Annotated in this window: 12 protein-coding genes and 1 tRNA gene; 10 read left to right on the forward strand and 3 right to left on the reverse strand. The window is 61.8% G+C overall.

What is annotated here, in order from left to right; all coding sequences use genetic code 11:
* Positions 1 to 18: 18 nt before the first annotated feature.
* Positions 19 to 2,166, reverse strand: a complete 2,148-nt coding sequence (locus GTP23_RS04990) for a diguanylate cyclase domain-containing protein (RefSeq protein WP_161034110.1) — start codon at positions 2,164 to 2,166, stop codon at positions 19 to 21.
* A gap of 208 nt (positions 2,167 to 2,374) precedes the next feature.
* Here GTP23_RS04990 and GTP23_RS04995 point away from each other — a divergent pair, with 208 nt between their 5' ends.
* From GTP23_RS04995 to GTP23_RS05015, 5 genes are all read left to right on the forward strand, one after another.
* The gene (locus GTP23_RS04995) at positions 2,375 to 3,583 is read left to right on the forward strand and encodes an efflux RND transporter periplasmic adaptor subunit (RefSeq protein ID WP_161034111.1); all 1,209 of its coding nucleotides are present in this window, start codon (positions 2,375 to 2,377) and stop codon (positions 3,581 to 3,583) included.
* A gap of 12 nt (positions 3,584 to 3,595) precedes the next feature.
* Positions 3,596 to 6,730, forward strand: coding sequence for an efflux RND transporter permease subunit (locus GTP23_RS05000; RefSeq protein WP_161034112.1), 3,135 nt, complete (start codon positions 3,596 to 3,598; stop codon positions 6,728 to 6,730).
* A 14-nt stretch (positions 6,731 to 6,744) separates the two neighbouring features.
* Positions 6,745 to 8,181 carry an efflux transporter outer membrane subunit gene (locus tag GTP23_RS05005; protein WP_161034113.1) on the forward strand — a complete coding sequence of 479 codons (1,437 nt, stop codon included), beginning with the start codon at positions 6,745 to 6,747 and terminating at the stop codon, positions 8,179 to 8,181.
* A gap of 138 nt (positions 8,182 to 8,319) precedes the next feature.
* A complete protein-coding gene (locus GTP23_RS05010; protein ID WP_161034114.1) occupies positions 8,320 to 8,934 on the forward strand; it encodes a TetR/AcrR family transcriptional regulator in 615 nt (204 codons plus the stop codon).
* An 84-nt stretch (positions 8,935 to 9,018) separates the two neighbouring features.
* Positions 9,019 to 9,095 (forward strand) — tRNA-Pro (locus GTP23_RS05015).
* 72 nt (positions 9,096 to 9,167) lie between these two features.
* Here the strand turns inward: GTP23_RS05015 and ptrR are convergent.
* A complete protein-coding gene (ptrR, locus tag GTP23_RS05020) occupies positions 9,168 to 10,043 on the reverse strand; it encodes a putrescine utilization regulator PtrR (RefSeq protein ID WP_161034115.1) in 876 nt (291 codons plus the stop codon).
* A gap of 118 nt (positions 10,044 to 10,161) precedes the next feature.
* On the opposite strand from ptrR, the gene GTP23_RS05025 reads away from it, so the two are divergent.
* The gene (locus GTP23_RS05025; protein ID WP_161034116.1) at positions 10,162 to 11,067 is read left to right on the forward strand and encodes a DMT family transporter; all 906 of its coding nucleotides are present in this window, start codon (positions 10,162 to 10,164) and stop codon (positions 11,065 to 11,067) included.
* Here the strand turns inward: GTP23_RS05025 and GTP23_RS05030 are convergent.
* Entirely contained in the window at positions 11,052 to 11,663 is a 612-nt protein-coding gene (locus GTP23_RS05030) for a YitT family protein (protein WP_161034117.1), read from the reverse strand. The genes GTP23_RS05025 and GTP23_RS05030 overlap by 16 nt on opposite strands.
* 262 nt (positions 11,664 to 11,925) lie before the next feature.
* On the opposite strand from GTP23_RS05030, the gene GTP23_RS05035 reads away from it, so the two are divergent.
* From GTP23_RS05035 to GTP23_RS05050, 4 genes are all read left to right on the forward strand, one after another.
* Positions 11,926 to 12,249 (forward strand): energy transducer TonB, encoded by a 324-nt coding sequence (locus tag GTP23_RS05035; RefSeq protein WP_161034118.1) that lies wholly within the window; start codon positions 11,926 to 11,928, stop codon positions 12,247 to 12,249.
* Between the two features lie 175 nt (positions 12,250 to 12,424).
* Positions 12,425 to 12,796, forward strand: coding sequence for a VOC family protein (locus GTP23_RS05040; protein WP_161034119.1), 372 nt, complete (start codon positions 12,425 to 12,427; stop codon positions 12,794 to 12,796).
* A 272-nt stretch (positions 12,797 to 13,068) separates the two neighbouring features.
* On the forward strand, positions 13,069 to 14,313 hold the full coding sequence (locus GTP23_RS05045) for an ABC transporter substrate-binding protein (protein WP_161034120.1): 1,245 nt from the start codon (positions 13,069 to 13,071) through the stop codon (positions 14,311 to 14,313).
* A gap of 88 nt (positions 14,314 to 14,401) precedes the next feature.
* Positions 14,402 to 15,412, forward strand: coding sequence for a LacI family DNA-binding transcriptional regulator (locus GTP23_RS05050; protein WP_161034121.1), 1,011 nt, complete (start codon positions 14,402 to 14,404; stop codon positions 15,410 to 15,412).
* The last annotated feature ends 17 nt before the right edge of the window (positions 15,413 to 15,429 follow it).

Below are 15,429 nucleotides of genomic sequence, written 5' to 3' on the forward strand. Positions count from 1 at the left end.
CAGGCCCGCGCTGCCGGCCTAACGGCGGATGCGCTGTGGCTTGCCCAGCTGCTTGTCCTGATACATGGCGCGGTCGGCCCGGCCCAGCAGCATTTCGATATCGTGCGGATCGTCCGGATGGTGCACGGCGATACCGATGCTGGCGCCCAGCGTAACGCTGGTGGTCTTCAGCTTGAATGGCTGCAGCAGTGCAGGGCGCAGCTTGTCGGCGGTCTCCTGCGCCGCACTATCGTCCTGCAGGTTTTCCAGTATCACCACGAATTCATCGCCGGCCAGACGGCCCACCGTATCGGTCTTGCGCACGTTCTCGCGCAGGCGCTGGGCGAACTGGCGCAGCAGCTCGTCGCCTTCCTCGTGGCCATAGCGGTCGTTGATCTGCTTGAAGCGGTCCAGGTCAACGAAGAACACGGCGCAGTTCTGGCGCAGACGGTTGGCGCGCTGAATGGCGTCGTTGAGTGCCACTAGCAGGGCGCGCCGGTTCGGCAGGCCGGTCAGGGTATCGCGCAGCGCCATGGCTTCCATCGATGCAAACAGCGATTTACGTTCGCTGATATCGTGCAGGAAGGCGATGAACAGATGGCCGGAACTGCGCGGCACATAGGCCAGCGCCACTTCCACCGTCAGCTCCTGCCCCGCGCGGTTGTGCAGCGTCAGTTCGATGCGGCGGTTGAGTACCGTATCGCCGCCATTCTCCGCCAGCTGGCGCATGTCGCGCTCATAGGCGCGGCGCAGCAGGGGCGGCAGCACCATGGCGGCCAGCGGCTGGCCTATGACTTCGGCACGGCTCCAGCCCAGCAGTTTTTCCGCCTGACGGTTCCAGTCCAGCACCACGCCGCCGGGATCGAGCGCGATGAAGGCATCGTAGGCATTATCGAGAATCGCACGCAGTTCGGCGGCGCGTTCCTGCAGCAGCATCTGGGTGCTCTGTTCCTGTGCCAGCGCGCGTTCCAGCAGCATGGCCTTGCCGGCGATTTCGCGCGTGCGCTGGGCCACGGTGGTTTCCAGCCGCTCGTTCAGATTGCGCAGCGAGTCCAGATGGCTTTCTTCCTTGCGCACCAGTTCCGCCAGCGCCTGCGACAGCACCTGCCCTTCATGGAAGCTGTCGACCTGCGCGATGGGCGGCAGCGGCGCGCTATGGTCCTGCGCTGCGAGGCGGTTTTCTATGTCGGCACTCAATGCGTTGAGGGGGGCGAGCAGACGGCGTGCCATCAGCATGCTGATCAGACCGGCCAGCACGGCCAGCAGGCCGCCCAGCAGCAGGATGGGGCGCTGCAGTTGCTCGGCACTGGCCAGTGCGACTGCTTCGGGCTGGCGCACCAGTACCGTCCAGCTCAGGTTGCTGCGGTCTTCGGCTTCACCGGTCAAGGCATAGGCGGTGAGATAGGTTTTGCCATCGGCCCAGCTTTCGCGCACGCTGCCTGCTGTGCCGCTCTGGGCCAGCGTCAGGCTGGTGCTGCGGATTACCGTGTCTTCCATGCCTTGCGGGCCAAGGATCACCGTGCCATCCGGCCGCAGGACAAAGATCTCCACGCCATTCAATTGGGCACCGGGCGGCAGCAGCGACTGCACCAGACGGCGCGCCCAGTTCCAGCTCATCTGCACGCACAGCACGGCACGGAACTGGCCGTCCGCACCCGTTACGGGACCGGCCACATCGACGAAGCGCCATGGGTCGGCACTGCCCGGCAGCTTTTTGCCCAGCAGGGTAGTGGGATGGTAATCGCTGGCGTAGTAGCGGTCGTGGCCGTGGTTGAACCAGTTGCGCGTGCTGACGTCCTGCCCTTCCAGCGTGCCCTGAGTGGCCGCATACACTTTGCCGTCCGGATGGCCCAGGCCTATCCACGCATAGTCGGGCGAGGACTTCTGCAGCGCTTCCAGCACCTTGCGTGCCTCTTCGGGCGAACGGGGATTGCTGATCTGGGGCAGCTCGCGCACCAGCTTGATGTCGTTGATGGCGCTCAGTACCACGCGGTTGAGCGTGTCGCGCATCTGCCAGGACAGTTGCTGCAGACGTTCTCTGGCCTCGCGCTCGGACTTCTGACGCGCGTTGTGGCTGACTAGCCCCAGTACGGCGAATACGGACAGCAGTACGGCAGCGACCAGGCCGGCCGTGATGAGCGTCGTCAGGCGGGGCCGTCTGGCACGTGGAGGGAGCGGCGAAATCATGTACAGACGACCAGAATAATGACTGTCGGAAATAAAACATTGTAGCACCGGGCTGCAAGCTGAGCCGTGTCCTATGGGCAAATTCCTTGCCTAAAGCCACTAATTCGCCACGTTCTAGACGGGTTTTTCAAAAAAATGTTGCTTGACTTAATTAGAATGATCGTTCATTCTAATGTCTGTGCTTGTTTTTTATACAGAAAGAATTCACATGGAAGCTCGTTTCTGCCCCACCAATCTGCGCACGACCAGCCTCGTCGCACTGTTTTCAGCGAGCGCTGTGCTCAGCCTCAGCGCTTGCTCCCACTCCAGCTCCGAAGCACCTCATGCGCAGGTGGCGGAGGTGGGCGTTTTCAAAGTAGCGCCGGAAGCGCTACAGATCAGCACCGAACTGCCGGGCCGCACCAGCGCCTATCAGGTGGCCGAAGTGCGCCCGCAGGTCGGTGGGCTGATCCGGAAACGTCTGTTTGTCGAAGGCGCCGATGTGCAGGCTGGCGCCGCGCTGTACCAGATCGATGCGGCCAGCTATCAGGCCGCCTACCAGTCGGCCAAGGCGGCGCTGGCCAAGGCGCAGGCAAATCTGCTGAGCAGCGCTCCCAAGGCCGCGCGTTACAAGGAGCTGCTGGCCATTGAAGGTGTAAGCAAGCAGGATTACGACGATGCCGTGGCCGCGCACGAGCAGGCCAGGGCCGATGTGGCGGTGGCTGCCGCTGCGCTGGAAACGGCCAGCATCAACCTGCAGTACACCAAGGTGGAAGCGCCTATCAGCGGTCGTATCAGCCGCTCCAGCGTGACGGCCGGTGCGCTCGTCACGGCAGGACAGAGCACGGCGCTGGCCACCGTGCAGCAGCTCGACCCTATTTATGTCGATGTGACGCAGTCGAGCGAAGACTTGCTGCGCCTGAAGCGCGAACTGGAAAGCGGCAGCCTGAAACGCGGCGCCCAGCAGGCCAGCGTGCATCTGCTGCTGTCGGACGGCAGCCGTTATGCGCAGGAAGGCAAGCTGCAGTTTTCCGATGTGACGGTGGACCCGGGTACGGGCAATGTCACACTGCGCGCCATCTTCCCCAACCCGCGCCATGATCTGCTGCCCGGTATGTTTGTGCGCGCCGTGGTTGATGCTGGCGTGAACGAGCAGGCCATCGCCGTGCCGCAGCAAGGCGTGAGCCGCAACCAGAAGGGCGAGGCCACGGCTATGGTGCTGAACCCGCAGGGCAAGGTCGAGCAGCGCACGCTGGTGACGGGTGGTACCCGTGGCGATAAATGGCTGGTCAAGTCCGGCCTCAAGGCTGGCGATCTGGTGATCGTGGAAGGCTTGCAGAAAGTGCAGCCGGGCGCGCCCGCACAGGTGGCCAAGCCAGCAGCGGCAGCAGCGACGGCGCAGGCCAGCAGTTCGGCCCCGCACGGCAACGCGCAGTAAGGGAGGCAGCTTATGTCACGATTTTTTATAGACCGGCCTATCTTTGCGTGGGTGGTCGCCATCGTCATCATGCTGGCGGGCGCGATTGCCATCACCGGCCTGCCGATTGCCCAGTACCCTAGCATTGCGCCGCCATCGATTTCGATTACCGGTTCCTATCCGGGTGCTTCCGCCAAGACTGTGGAAGATGCGGTCACGCAGGTGATTGAGCAGAAAATGAAAGGCATCGATGGCTTGCGCTATATGTCCTCGTCCAGCGATGGTACGGGCGGCATCAGCATCACGCTGACCTTCAAGAGCGGCACCAATCCCGATATCGCGCAGGTGCAGGTGCAGAACAAGCTGCAACTGGCCACGCCGCTGCTGCCGGCCATCGTTACCCAGCAGGGGCTGGTGGTGACCAAAGCCACCATGAACTTCCTGATGGTGCTGGGCTTCGTCTCGGAGGACGGCAAGATGACGCAGGCCGATCTGGGCGACTACGTGGCCTCCGATGTGATCGATAGCCTGAGCCGCGTCGAAGGCGTGGGCGATGTGACTTCGTTCGGTGCGCAATATGCCATGCGGATCTGGCTTGATCCGGCCAGGCTGCATAGCTACCAGCTGACGCCAGCCGATGTTTCGGCTGCCATCCAGGCACAGAATGCCGAAGTCTCGGCTGGTGAACTGGGCGGCGCGCCTGCAGTACCGGGGCAGCAACTGAATGCCACCGTGTCGGCCCAGAGCCGCCTGCAGACGCCCGAGCAGTTCGGTGCGATTCTGCTGAAGACGGCCAGCAGCGGTGCGACGGTGTATCTGCGCGATGTGGCGCGCATCGAACTCGGTAGCGAGAACTACAATGTGCTGGCGCGTTACAACGGCAAGCCGGCGACGGGTGTGGCCGTGAAGCTGGCCACGGGTGCCAATGCGCTCGACACGGCCAAAGCTGTGAAAGCCAAGATCGGCCAGATGGAAAAGCAGTTCCCTGCCGGGATGAAGGCCGTAGTGGCGTATGACACCACGCCGTTCGTCAAGCTGTCCATCGAAGAAGTGGTGAAGACGCTGGTGGAAGCGGTGCTGCTGGTCTTCCTCGTGATGTATCTGTTCCTGCAGAACTTCCGCGCCACGCTGATTCCGACCATGGCCGTACCGGTGGTCCTGCTGGGTACTTTTGCCATCCTGTCCGCGTTCGGCTATTCGATCAATACGCTGACCATGTTCGCCATGGTGCTGGCCATCGGCCTGCTGGTGGATGATGCGATCGTGGTGGTAGAAAACGTCGAGCGCGTGATGACGGAAGAGGGCCTGTCGCCGCTGGAAGCCACGCGTAAATCCATGGGCCAGATCAGCGGCGCACTGGTAGGTATTGCGCTGGTGCTGTCGGCCGTGTTCGTGCCTATGGCTTTCTTCGGTGGTTCGACCGGCGTGATCTATCGCCAGTTCGCCATCACCATCGTGTCGGCCATGGTGCTGTCCGTGCTGGTAGCGATGGTGTTCACGCCTGCACTGTGCGCCACCTTGCTCAAGCCGGTGGAAAAAGGTCACCATGCCAGCAATACCGGCTTCTTCGGCTGGTTTAACCGTAGCTTCGAGCGTGGCAGCAGCACTTATCAGGGCTGGGTCAGTGCGATCCTGAATCGTCAGGGCCGTACGCTGGTGCTGTATGGCGTGCTGCTGGCGGCACTGGCCGCGCTGTTCATGCGCCTGCCGACTTCCTTCCTGCCGGAAGAAGATCAGGGCGTGCTGTTTGCCCAGATCCAGCTGCCGACGGGCGCGACCCAGCAGCGCACGCTGAAGGTGATCGAACAGGTCGAGCAGCATTTCATGAACGAGGAAAAGGCGGCAGTCGATTCCGTGTTTGCCGTGGCAGGCTTCAGTTTCAGCGGCAATGGCCAGAATACCGGTATCGCTTTCGTGCGCATGAAGGACTGGTCGGAGCGTAAAGGCGCCGCCATGCGGGTAGATGCCATCGTTGGCCGTGCCATGGGCAGCTTCTCGCGCATCAAGGATGCGATGGTGTTCGCCTTTGCACCGCCGGCCGTGATCGAACTGGGGAATGCCAGCGGCTTCGATTTGCAGCTGCAGGACCGCGGTGGTGTGGGCCATGAAGCGCTGATGGCGGCACGTAACCAGATGCTGGGCATGGCGGCACAGAACCCGCTGCTGATGGCCGTGCGCCCGAACGGGCAGGATGATACGCCGCAGTACAAGATCACCATCGATCAGCAGAAGGCTGCAGCACTGGGCCTGTCCATCGACGAAGTGAACAAGGTACTCAGCACGGCATGGGGTAGCGCCTACGTCAACGACTTCGTCGACCGTGGCCGGGTCAAGAAAGTGTATATGCAGGGTGCGGCCGAGTCGCGCATGGCGCCGGAAGATCTGGGTAAATGGTTTGCCCGCAATGCCAAAGGCGAGATGGTGCCATTCTCGGCCTTCGCCAGCGGCCAGTGGATCTACGCTTCGCCACGGCTGGAGCGCTACAACGGCATGCCTTCCACCGAAATCCTCGGTATGCCGGCACCGGGCCTGAGCTCCGGTGTGGCGATGGCGGAAATCGAAAAGATGGCGGCCAAGCTGCCACCCGGTATCGCCTACGAGTGGACCGGCCTGTCGACGGAAGAACGTGATTCCGGTTCGCAGACCACCCAGTTGTATGCGCTGTCGCTGCTGATCGTGTTCCTCTGTCTGGCGGCACTGTACGAAAGCTGGTCGATTCCGTTCTCGGTGCTGCTGGTGGTGCCGCTGGGTGTGATCGGCGCCGTGCTGGCTACCTTTGTGTTCAAGCTGTCGAACGACGTGTACTTCCAGGTGGGCCTGCTGACGGTGATCGGTCTGGCCGCGAAGAATGCGATTCTGATCGTGGAGTTTGCCAAGGAGCTGCAGGAGCAGGGCGTGGCGCTGAAAGAGGCGACGCTGCAGGCAGTGCGTCTGCGTCTGCGGCCGATTCTGATGACGTCGATCGCTTTCGGTCTGGGCGTGCTGCCACTGGCACTGGCCAGCGGCGCCGGTTCCGGTAGCCAGAATGCGATTGGTGTCGGGGTGCTGGGCGGTATGCTGTCGGCCACCTTCCTCGGCATCTTCTTTGTACCGCTGTTCTTTGTGCTGGTGCGCGGCTACTTCGCGCAGAAAAAAGCTGCGCCAGCCAGCACTGTGGAGGCCAATTAATCATGAAAATGAGCATGCAAAAAACTCTGATCTCTCTGGCCGCGCTGGCGCTGCTGGCTGGTTGCAGTCTGGCCCCGGTACTGCCGCAGGCCAGCAGCGGCGTGCATGCGGCATGGCCGCAGGGCGAGGCCTACAAGGCGCTGCCGCAGGCTGCCAGCGATGCCCAGCCGGCATCGGAAATTCTGTGGCGCGACTATTTTGCCGATGCCAGCCTGCGCGAAGTGATTGCACTGGCACTGGCGAATAACCGTGATCTGCGCGTGTCGGCGCTGAATATCGACAAGGCCAAGGCCCAGTACAGCATCGACAGTGCGGCGCTGCTGCCCAAGCTGTCGGCCAGTGTGGGCCAGACGGCCAGCCGTACGCCGGCGACCATGAGCGCCACCGGTGCGGCGCAGGTCAACCGCCAGTACAGCGGCGGCCTGAGTATGGCAGCGTATGAACTGGACTTCTTCGGCAAGCTGCGCAATCTGTCGGAAGCGGGGCTGCAAAGCTATCTGGCGACCGAAGAAGCGCGCCGCGCCCAGCAGATTACGCTGGTGGCCGAAGTGGCGAATGCCTACCTGACGCTGGGTGCCGATCAGCAGCGTCTGAAGCTGGCGAACGACACGCTGCAAAGCCAGCTGGCTTCCTATCAGCTGATACAGAAGCGTCAGGCCGGCGGCATCAGTTCCGGCGTCGATCTGTATGAAGCGCAGAGCAGTGTAGAAGCGGCCCGTAGCGACGTGGCGCTGTACACGGCACAGGTGGCGCTCGATGTGAATGCTCTGCGTCTGCTGGTGGGCGCCGAAGTGCCAGCGGCCCTGCTGCCCGCTGCTGCGCTGCAGCTGAATTCCACGCTGGCAGCCATCCCCGCCGGCCTGCCGTCGGACGTGCTGACCAGCCGCCCCGATGTACAGGAAGCCGAGCGCGCACTGCGGGCAGCAAATGCGAATATCGGTGTGGCCCGCGCGGCCTTTTTGCCCAGCATTTCGCTGACGGCCAGTGGCGGTAGCGCCAGCAGCAGCCTGAATGGCCTGTTCAAAGCCGGTTCGTCGACGTGGAGCTTTATCCCCCAGATTAATCTGCCGATTTTTGACGGGGGGGTGAACCGTGCGAATCTGAACATCGCCAAAGCCAACCGCGATATCTCGCTGGCCCAGTACGAAAAGGCCATCCAGTCGGCCTTGCGCGAAGTGTCCGATGCGCTGGCCCAGCGCGGGACGCTGGTGCAGCGCGTCGATGCGCAGACTGCGCTGGTGTCGGCGGCCGACAAGAGCTACCGCATCCACGATGCGCGCTACCGTCAGGGCAGCGAATCGCATCTGGCTGCGCTGGTAGCGCAGCGTGCGCTGTACGTGGCGCAGCAGGGGCTGATCAGCGCGCAGCTGGAACAGTCCAGCAATGCGGTGGCGCTGTACAAGGTGCTCGGTGGCGGCTGGCAGCCGGAGAGCGCCAGCCCGCGCAGCTAATGCGCAGTGCGGTCGGGCAGGGCAGACGGTGTTGTTTGGCCGTCGCACTGCCAGCCCGCCAAATTGACAAATGCCGTATGCTTCGCCACAGTACCGCCTCACCTTCGCCACTCGCCAGACCATAGACTAGGAACCAGCATGAGCACAGCTCCCGTAAAACGCCGTACCGATCCCGAGCGCGCCCAGCAGCGGCGTAATCAGGTGCTGGAAGCAGCGGCGCTGTGCTTTGCCCGCAGCGGCTTCCATGGCGCCAGCATGGCGGAGATATCCAAGCAGGCCGGCATGAGTGCAGGCCATATCTACAACTACTTCGACAGCAAGGACGCCATCATACTGGCGTTTGTGGAGCGCGAAGCGGAACATGTGGCCGGTTTGCTGCGCGACCTCGATAGCCGCGACGATCCGCTGGAAGCCATGCTGGAAGACGCGCCCATGCACGTGGCCGAGTCGCTCGATCCGCAGCCGTGGCATATGCCGCTGGAGATGTATTCGGAAGCTTCGCGCAATCCCGTGATTGCGGCCAAGCTCAAGGAAGTCGATGAACGCGCCCATAGCCAGTTACGTGAACTGGTCCGGCGTGGCCGCGAGCAGCGCCAGCTGCCGGTGGACGATACCCTGCTCGATGGCAGGCTGAATACGCTGGTGACGTTTTTCCACGGCCTGCCCGTGCGCGGCATCCACCGGCCGGACATGAACCGCGAGGCGCTGGTGGAGGGATTCCGCTGCGCGATGCGGGCTTTGCTGCTTAGTTAAAGCTGTCCCGGATGCAAGCCACGTTGGCCGTTTGAAAGCAAACATGACAAATGCTTAAAGTGGCTGTTATAATTTAATTCTAGTCGGGGCGTAGCGCAGCCTGGTAGCGTACTTGCATGGGGTGCAAGGGGTCGGAAGTTCGAATCTTCTCGCCCCGACCAGAAGAATCAAAGAAAAAGGCCAATCTTCGGATTGGCCTTTTTCTTTTCCAGTCTGAGTACCGTAACAATGCCTCAGAAATTGCTGGAATCTGTTAGTTCGGGTAGTAGCTCCAGCAGGGCTTGCAACTGCGGCGTGACGGCGTCGCGCCGCCATACCAGCCAGGTGTCTAGCCAGCGCCATGGTTCGGCCACGGGCCAGACGCTGACCTGATCGTGGCCGGGCATACTCTCCAGCATTTTGCGCGGCATCATGGCCAGCCCGCCGCCTGCGATCACGCAGGCCAGCATGCTGTGGTAGGACTCCATTTCGTAGATCTTGCCCGGCATGGCCAGTCCGGCGCGGAACCATTCCTCGAAATGCCTGCGGTAGCTGCAATGGCTGCGGAAGGCATACAGATTGCGGCCGGCCAGCTCGCTGGCGCGGCTGAAGGCCGGCTGCGAGCGCGGTGCAATGATCAGCATTTCTTCCCGATACACGGCGCGCCCCTCCAGTGCCGGATGCAGCAGCGGAGCATGGACGAAAGCGGCCGTGCAGTGGCCGGACAGCACCTGCTCCAGCATCAGCCCCGAAGCCCCCGTGTTGAGTTCGAGCTGGATGTGCGGGTAGCGCTGATGGAAGGCGGCCAACAGGGGCGGGATGCGTACGGCAGCGGTACTTTCCATCGAACCCAGCGTCAGCGTGCCCAGTGCGGCGCCGCCACTGACGGCTTGGCGCGCTTCGGCCACGAGCGCCAGTATCCGGCGGCTGTACTCCAGCAGGCTGTGACCAGCGGGTGCCAGTTGCAGGCGCTGGTTGCTGCGGATGAATAGCTGCACGCCTAGCGTCTCTTCCAGCTGGCGCAGACGGGTGGTGACATTCGAAGGCACGCGATGCAGGCGCTGGGCGGCGGCAGCAACGCTGCCACATTCTGCGACCGCCTGAAAGATTTCCAGTTCCGAGAGTTTCATATTCTCAATTTGTGAATGGTTTATGCTTAATTATTCACTTTTTTGCTGGTTCGCGCTACGCTAAGCTGTACTCTGTTGATGGCAGCCGTCTGCCATCCATTTGATTTGCAGGATTTTTATGGCTACAGCGTCCCACCCATCGCCACTGATAGAGCGCAGCGTGCCATGGCTATTCGTGTTCCTGTGGAGCACGGGCTATGTGGCCGTCAAAGCCTGCGTGCAGTATGCGCCGCCCTTCAAGCTGCTGCTGTGGCGTGGTGGCCTGTCGGCGCTGGTGTTTCTGGCGCTGGCGCTGGTCTGCCGTGTGCGCTTTCCCACGCCGCGCGGCATGCGCCAGGCTTTGCTGACCGGCTTGCTGATGCAGACCCTGTTTCTGGGCGGCTGTTTCTATGCCATGAGCCGTGGCCTGCCTGCTGCCGTGACGGCTCTGATTACGGGCCTGCAGCCGGTGCTGACGGCGCTGTATGTGAGCACGGCACAGCGGCAGCGGCTGGGCTGGCGGGCGTGGCTGGGTATCGCCGTGGGTTTTGGTGGCGTGTATCTGGTGCTGGCGCCGGGCTTGCAACCGGGCGGGCTCGATGGCTGGGCCATCATGGCGGCCTGCATCGCCTTGCTGGCCGTGACCACGGGAACCCTGTACCAGAAGCAGCTGCCGGCCGATGGCCATGTCTTTGCCAGCACGTTTTTCCAGTATGTGGCCGTCAGCGTGGTGATGGGACTGGTCTGTCTGTTCGACCATTCCGCGCCTGTGCAGTGGCAGGGCACTTTTGTGTTTGGCCTGCTCTGGATGGTGCTGGGAGTTTCGGTGACTGCCGTGCTGTTGCTGATCTATCTGATCAAACGGGGCGAAGCGACGCGGGTTGCGACCTATTTCTATCTGGTGCCGGTGGTGACGGCGCTGCTGGGCTGGCTGCTGTTCGGTAGCAGCCTGAGCGGCACAACCCTGGCCGGCATGGCGCTGGCCGTGCTGGGCATGCTGCTGGTGCTGCTACCGGCTGCCGGCGCTGCTCAGGCCGCGCCGTAGCGGCCCGGCACGTGGTTGATCGCCAGCGTGAGGTTCAGCACGGCGGCGCCCAGCAGGGAGATGGCGATGCGGTCGATAGGAACGATGGCCAGCGACATCAGTACGATGGCGCCATCGATGGTCAGCTGCATATAGCCGGCGCGCCAGCCCAGGCGTTCCTGCAGGAATAGCACCAGTACGTTCACGCCGCCCAGACTGGCGCGGTGGCGGAACAGGATCAGCAGACCTACGCCGGCCAGCAGACCACCCATCACGGCCGAATAGAACGGGTTCACATCGCCGATCTTGAACACCAGCGGCAGCAGTTCCGACCATGCGCTGAGCAGTCCCACCGAGAGGAAGGTCTTGAGCGTAAATACCCGCCCCATTTTTTTGTAGGCGAGGATGTAGAACGGCAGGTTCACCAGAAAGAACAGCTTACCGAAGGAAACACCCGTGAAGTATTTGAGCAGTATGGCGATGCCCACCGTGCCACCGGTAATCAGGTTGGCCGTGCCGAGCAGGTTCACGCCTAGCGAAATGAGCAGGGTGCCGGTGACGAGCGCCTGGGCGTCGTCGAACAGGGAATGTTGGCTGACAGGAAGCGTAGATTGCATAGTGGCGCGATCATATAAGCGATAGGCAGTCCGGCGCATTGACATAAATCAAGAAAAGCGCTGAGTTTTCTTGATCGAAAACAGATCTTTCTGACAATGTTACTGTTGATTCTCATTAATTTTTTGCATGAAAGCAACAGTGTTACATGTCAATATCGACTTTGCGCAATCGCAAGCGTACGATCAAATCGTTACAGCAGCGGGGATCCCGTGGCTGTTACTGCTAGATTTCATTCTATTCATTTCACAAAAAGGAAGCCTCATGAAACGTTTCGCCATTGCTGCAATCAGTCTGCTGTCGGTTACGCTGCCCGCGTTTGCCGCCGACAAAATGGCTACTCTGGATCCTAAGGTCCCATGCTCGATCGAGTATCCGAAAGCCTCGCTGATGAATGAAGAAAAAGGCACCGTGGTTCTGGGCCTGAAACTGTCCGCCGAAGGCAAAGTGCTGGAATCGAAAGTGAATAAATCGAGCGGCTTCAAAAATCTGGACAAAGCCGCTGAGAAAAGTATCACCAAGTGCAAATTCGTTTCGCCAGGTGGCGATCAGTGGCAGACGCTGGAATACGTCTGGAAACTGGACTAATCTGCCAGCAGCAGTTTGAACCGGACAATGTTCCGGACCAGCAAGGCGGCCAGGATGGCCGCCTTTGTTTTTTTCTGTTCCCGGCAGCGCACGCTCCTGACAAAAACTGTCAGAGCATTTTCTTACCATATGCACAAGCGACACCGCGGTGGTGTGCATCTCTAGGAGTAAGAAAATGTTTAGCCCTGATTATGCTCTGTTGTATGTGGAAGATCCGATTGCCAGCGCCGCCTTCTATGCCGGCCTGCTGGGCCAGCAGCCGGTCGATACGGCCCCCACGTTCTCCCTGTTCATGCTGGAGAACGGCCTGAAGTTCGGCCTGTGGGCCCGTTCTTCCGTCCAGCCCGTGGCGCTGGGCGCCGGTGGTGGTGGCGAGCTGTGCATCCACGTGGCCGACCGCGCCGCCGTCGATCGCCTGCATGGCCAGTGGGCCGAGCAGGGCGTAGCCATCGCCCAGCGTCCGGTGGCGCTGGACTTCGGTTACACCTTCGTGGCGCTGGACCGCGATGGCCACCGTCTGCGCGTATTCGTGCGCGAAGGCGACTGACCCGCCCCGTAGCGCGCCAGCCGGCCGCTTGCGGCGGGCGCGCGCGAATTCCTGAATTCCGGTTGACACTCAAATTCTAGCGGTGCTATAGTCGGCGGCATGAATTGGTAACGTTTCCAATTCCGTTCGATGTACCCCCTAGTCTCTTCGCACGAAGTTACCGGCGCTGTGGACGGCGCCGGTTTTTTTTGCATGAACAGGGCAGGCATCGTAGTATCGCGTTTTATCCCGAATGAGCAATGCTGCCGCCGATCGGCATGCAAGGAGACCGGATGACCCAATACCGTAAGGGCGGCATGGCTGTTGCGGCGCTGGCCGCGTGGATGCTGGCTGCAGGCGCGCAAGCGGCCGGGCCGAAAGCCGAAGTAATGCACTGGTGGACCTCGAGCAGCGAGTCTGCCGCCGTGCGCAAATTTGCCGATGCCTACCGCGCTGCCGGTGGCGTGTGGGTCGATACTGCGATTGCCGGTGCCGATCAGGCCAAGGCCGTGGCGATCAACCGCATCGTCGGCGGCAATCCGCCCACTGCGGCGCAATTCAACACCACCAAACAGTTCCGTGATCTGATCGATCAGGGCTCGCTCAACAATGTCGACGATGTGGCCCTGCGCGACAAGTGGGACCAGCTACTGCCCGGCCCCATGCTCGATGTGATCAAGGTGAAGGGCCATTACTACGCGCTGCCCGTCAACATCCATATGTCGACCTGGATCTGGTATTCCAAGGCCGCGTTCAAGAAAGCCGGCATCACCAAGGAGCCGGCCACGCCGGACGAACTGTTTGCCGCACTGGATAAACTCAAGGCCGCAGGGCTGATCGGTCTGGCCCATGGCGGTCAGGCCTGGCAGGAGAACATCCTGTTCCAGGCCATGCTGGCCAATGTGGGCGGCAAGGAGCTGTATCTGCAGGTGCTGCGCGACCGTAATCCGAAAGCGCTGAATTCGGAAGCCTTCAAGCAGGTGCTGGTGGCGTTCAAGCGTCTGCAAAGCTATGTCGATGCCGGTTCGCCTAACCGTAACTGGAACGATGCCACGGCCATGCTAATCAGCGGTAAAGCCGGGGTGCAGATCATGGGTGACTGGGCCAAGGGCGAATTCTCGGCAGCGCGCCAGAGCGCCGGCAAGGACTTCGGCTGCATTGCCGGTCTGGGCCCGCAAGTGCCGTATCTGATACAGGGCGATGCTTTCGTGTTCCCGAAAACGGCCAATGCCGATGCCGTGAAAGCACAGAAGCTGCTGGCCACCACGCTGATGGCGCCGGCCGCCCAGCTGGAATTCAGCAAGCTGAAAGGCTCGCTGCCGGTGCGCAGCGATATCGATGTGTCGACCATGGATGCGTGTGCCCAGGCCGGCATGGCTGCCATGAAGGACAAGTCGCGTCAGGTCGGCATGATAGAGGTGTACATCACGCCCGACCAGAATGGCGCCTTGCAGGACGTGCTGACGGCGTTCTGGAATACCCGCATGCCGGTGGAAAAAGCCCAGAAGAGCATCGCTGCGGCGCTGCTGCAGGACTAGGTGGGTAGGGCCGATCATGACAGCTTGTCATGGCGGCAGGCCATGCGGTATGCTTGCCGCCGCATAGACTGAACGGACAGGGGAACTCGTGGCAACCATTAAAGACGTAGCCCGCCTGGCGGGAGTAGGGCTGGGCACGGCGTCGCGGGTGATCAGCGGTAAAGGCTCGGTGTCGCCGGCCACGCTGGAAAAAGTACGCAAGGCCATAGAGGAGCTGGATTTCCGTCCCTCGCATGCAGCGCGTACTCTGCTGTCCGGTAATTCGCAGATGATAGGCGTGTACATTCCGTATCTGAGCGGGACCTTCTACACGCCCATCCTGCAGTCCATTTACACGGCGCTGCGCGCGGCCGGGCTGAATATGGTGGTGGCGTTCGGGGTGGGCGAAGGCGATGCGCGCCAGCAGGCCATCGAAGGGATGAACTTCCTGATCGAACGCGGTAGCGATGGTCTGATCGTGATGACCAACTCGCTCGAAGAGGAAGACTTTGCGGCACTGGGGCCGTTTCAGGCGCGCGTGGTGGTGATCAACCACGAATTCGCCAGCATCGCCGAACAGTGCTTCACGGTCGATCATGAAGCCGGTGGCCGGCTGGCCGCGCAGACGCTGCTGGCGCAGCAGCACCGCAAGATTGCCGTGATCGCCGGCCGTGCCAGCGCCCCCGACAATCAGGCGCGCATCGCCGGCTTCATGGCGGAGCTGGAAGCGGCAGGCATCGCTCCCGCTTCCGTGTGGATGGAAGACGGCGAGTTTTCGCCGGAAGGCGGCTGGGCCTGTGCCGAGCGCCTGCTCAAGTCGGGCTATGAATTTACCGCGCTGTTCTGCGCCAACGATGAAATGGCGGTAGGTGCGCTGTCCTGCTTCCAGCAGGCTGGCGTGGCCGTGCCGCAGCAGGTGTCGGTGCTTGGTTACGATGATACGCATAGCGCGGAATTCACTGCGCCGCGCCTGACCAGCGTGCACATACCGTGGAGCGAAATGACGCTGAACGGACTGAATTTTCTGCTCAACCGCTGCTATGATATGCAGCGGCCGGTGGAACGGCAGTACCGCGTGCATGTAGCCGAGCGGGCTTCGCTGGCTGCGGCGGGGAAGTAATAGACAGGGGGAAGGGC

The organism is Duganella fentianensis (assembly GCF_009857835.1).
Taxonomy (GTDB): domain Bacteria; phylum Pseudomonadota; class Gammaproteobacteria; order Burkholderiales; family Burkholderiaceae_D; genus Rugamonas; species Rugamonas fentianensis.

Bases quoted from the DNA above. Each gene is read 5' to 3' on its own strand.
- GTP23_RS04990 (WP_161034110.1), bottom strand. From the start codon at position 2,166: ATGATTTCGCCGCTCCCTCCACGTGCCAGACGGCCCCGCCTGACGACG.
- GTP23_RS04995 (WP_161034111.1), top strand. From the start codon at position 2,375: ATGGAAGCTCGTTTCTGCCCCACCAATCTGCGCACGACCAGCCTCGTC.
- GTP23_RS05000 (WP_161034112.1), top strand. From the start codon at position 3,596: ATGTCACGATTTTTTATAGACCGGCCTATCTTTGCGTGGGTGGTCGCC.
- GTP23_RS05005 (WP_161034113.1), top strand. From the start codon at position 6,745: ATGCAAAAAACTCTGATCTCTCTGGCCGCGCTGGCGCTGCTGGCTGGT.
- GTP23_RS05010 (WP_161034114.1), top strand. From the start codon at position 8,320: ATGAGCACAGCTCCCGTAAAACGCCGTACCGATCCCGAGCGCGCCCAG.
- ptrR (WP_161034115.1), bottom strand. From the start codon at position 10,043: ATGAAACTCTCGGAACTGGAAATCTTTCAGGCGGTCGCAGAATGTGGC.
- GTP23_RS05025 (WP_161034116.1), top strand. From the start codon at position 10,162: ATGGCTACAGCGTCCCACCCATCGCCACTGATAGAGCGCAGCGTGCCA.
- GTP23_RS05030 (WP_161034117.1), bottom strand. From the start codon at position 11,663: ATGCAATCTACGCTTCCTGTCAGCCAACATTCCCTGTTCGACGACGCC.
- GTP23_RS05035 (WP_161034118.1), top strand. From the start codon at position 11,926: ATGAAACGTTTCGCCATTGCTGCAATCAGTCTGCTGTCGGTTACGCTG.
- GTP23_RS05040 (WP_161034119.1), top strand. From the start codon at position 12,425: ATGTTTAGCCCTGATTATGCTCTGTTGTATGTGGAAGATCCGATTGCC.
- GTP23_RS05045 (WP_161034120.1), top strand. From the start codon at position 13,069: ATGACCCAATACCGTAAGGGCGGCATGGCTGTTGCGGCGCTGGCCGCG.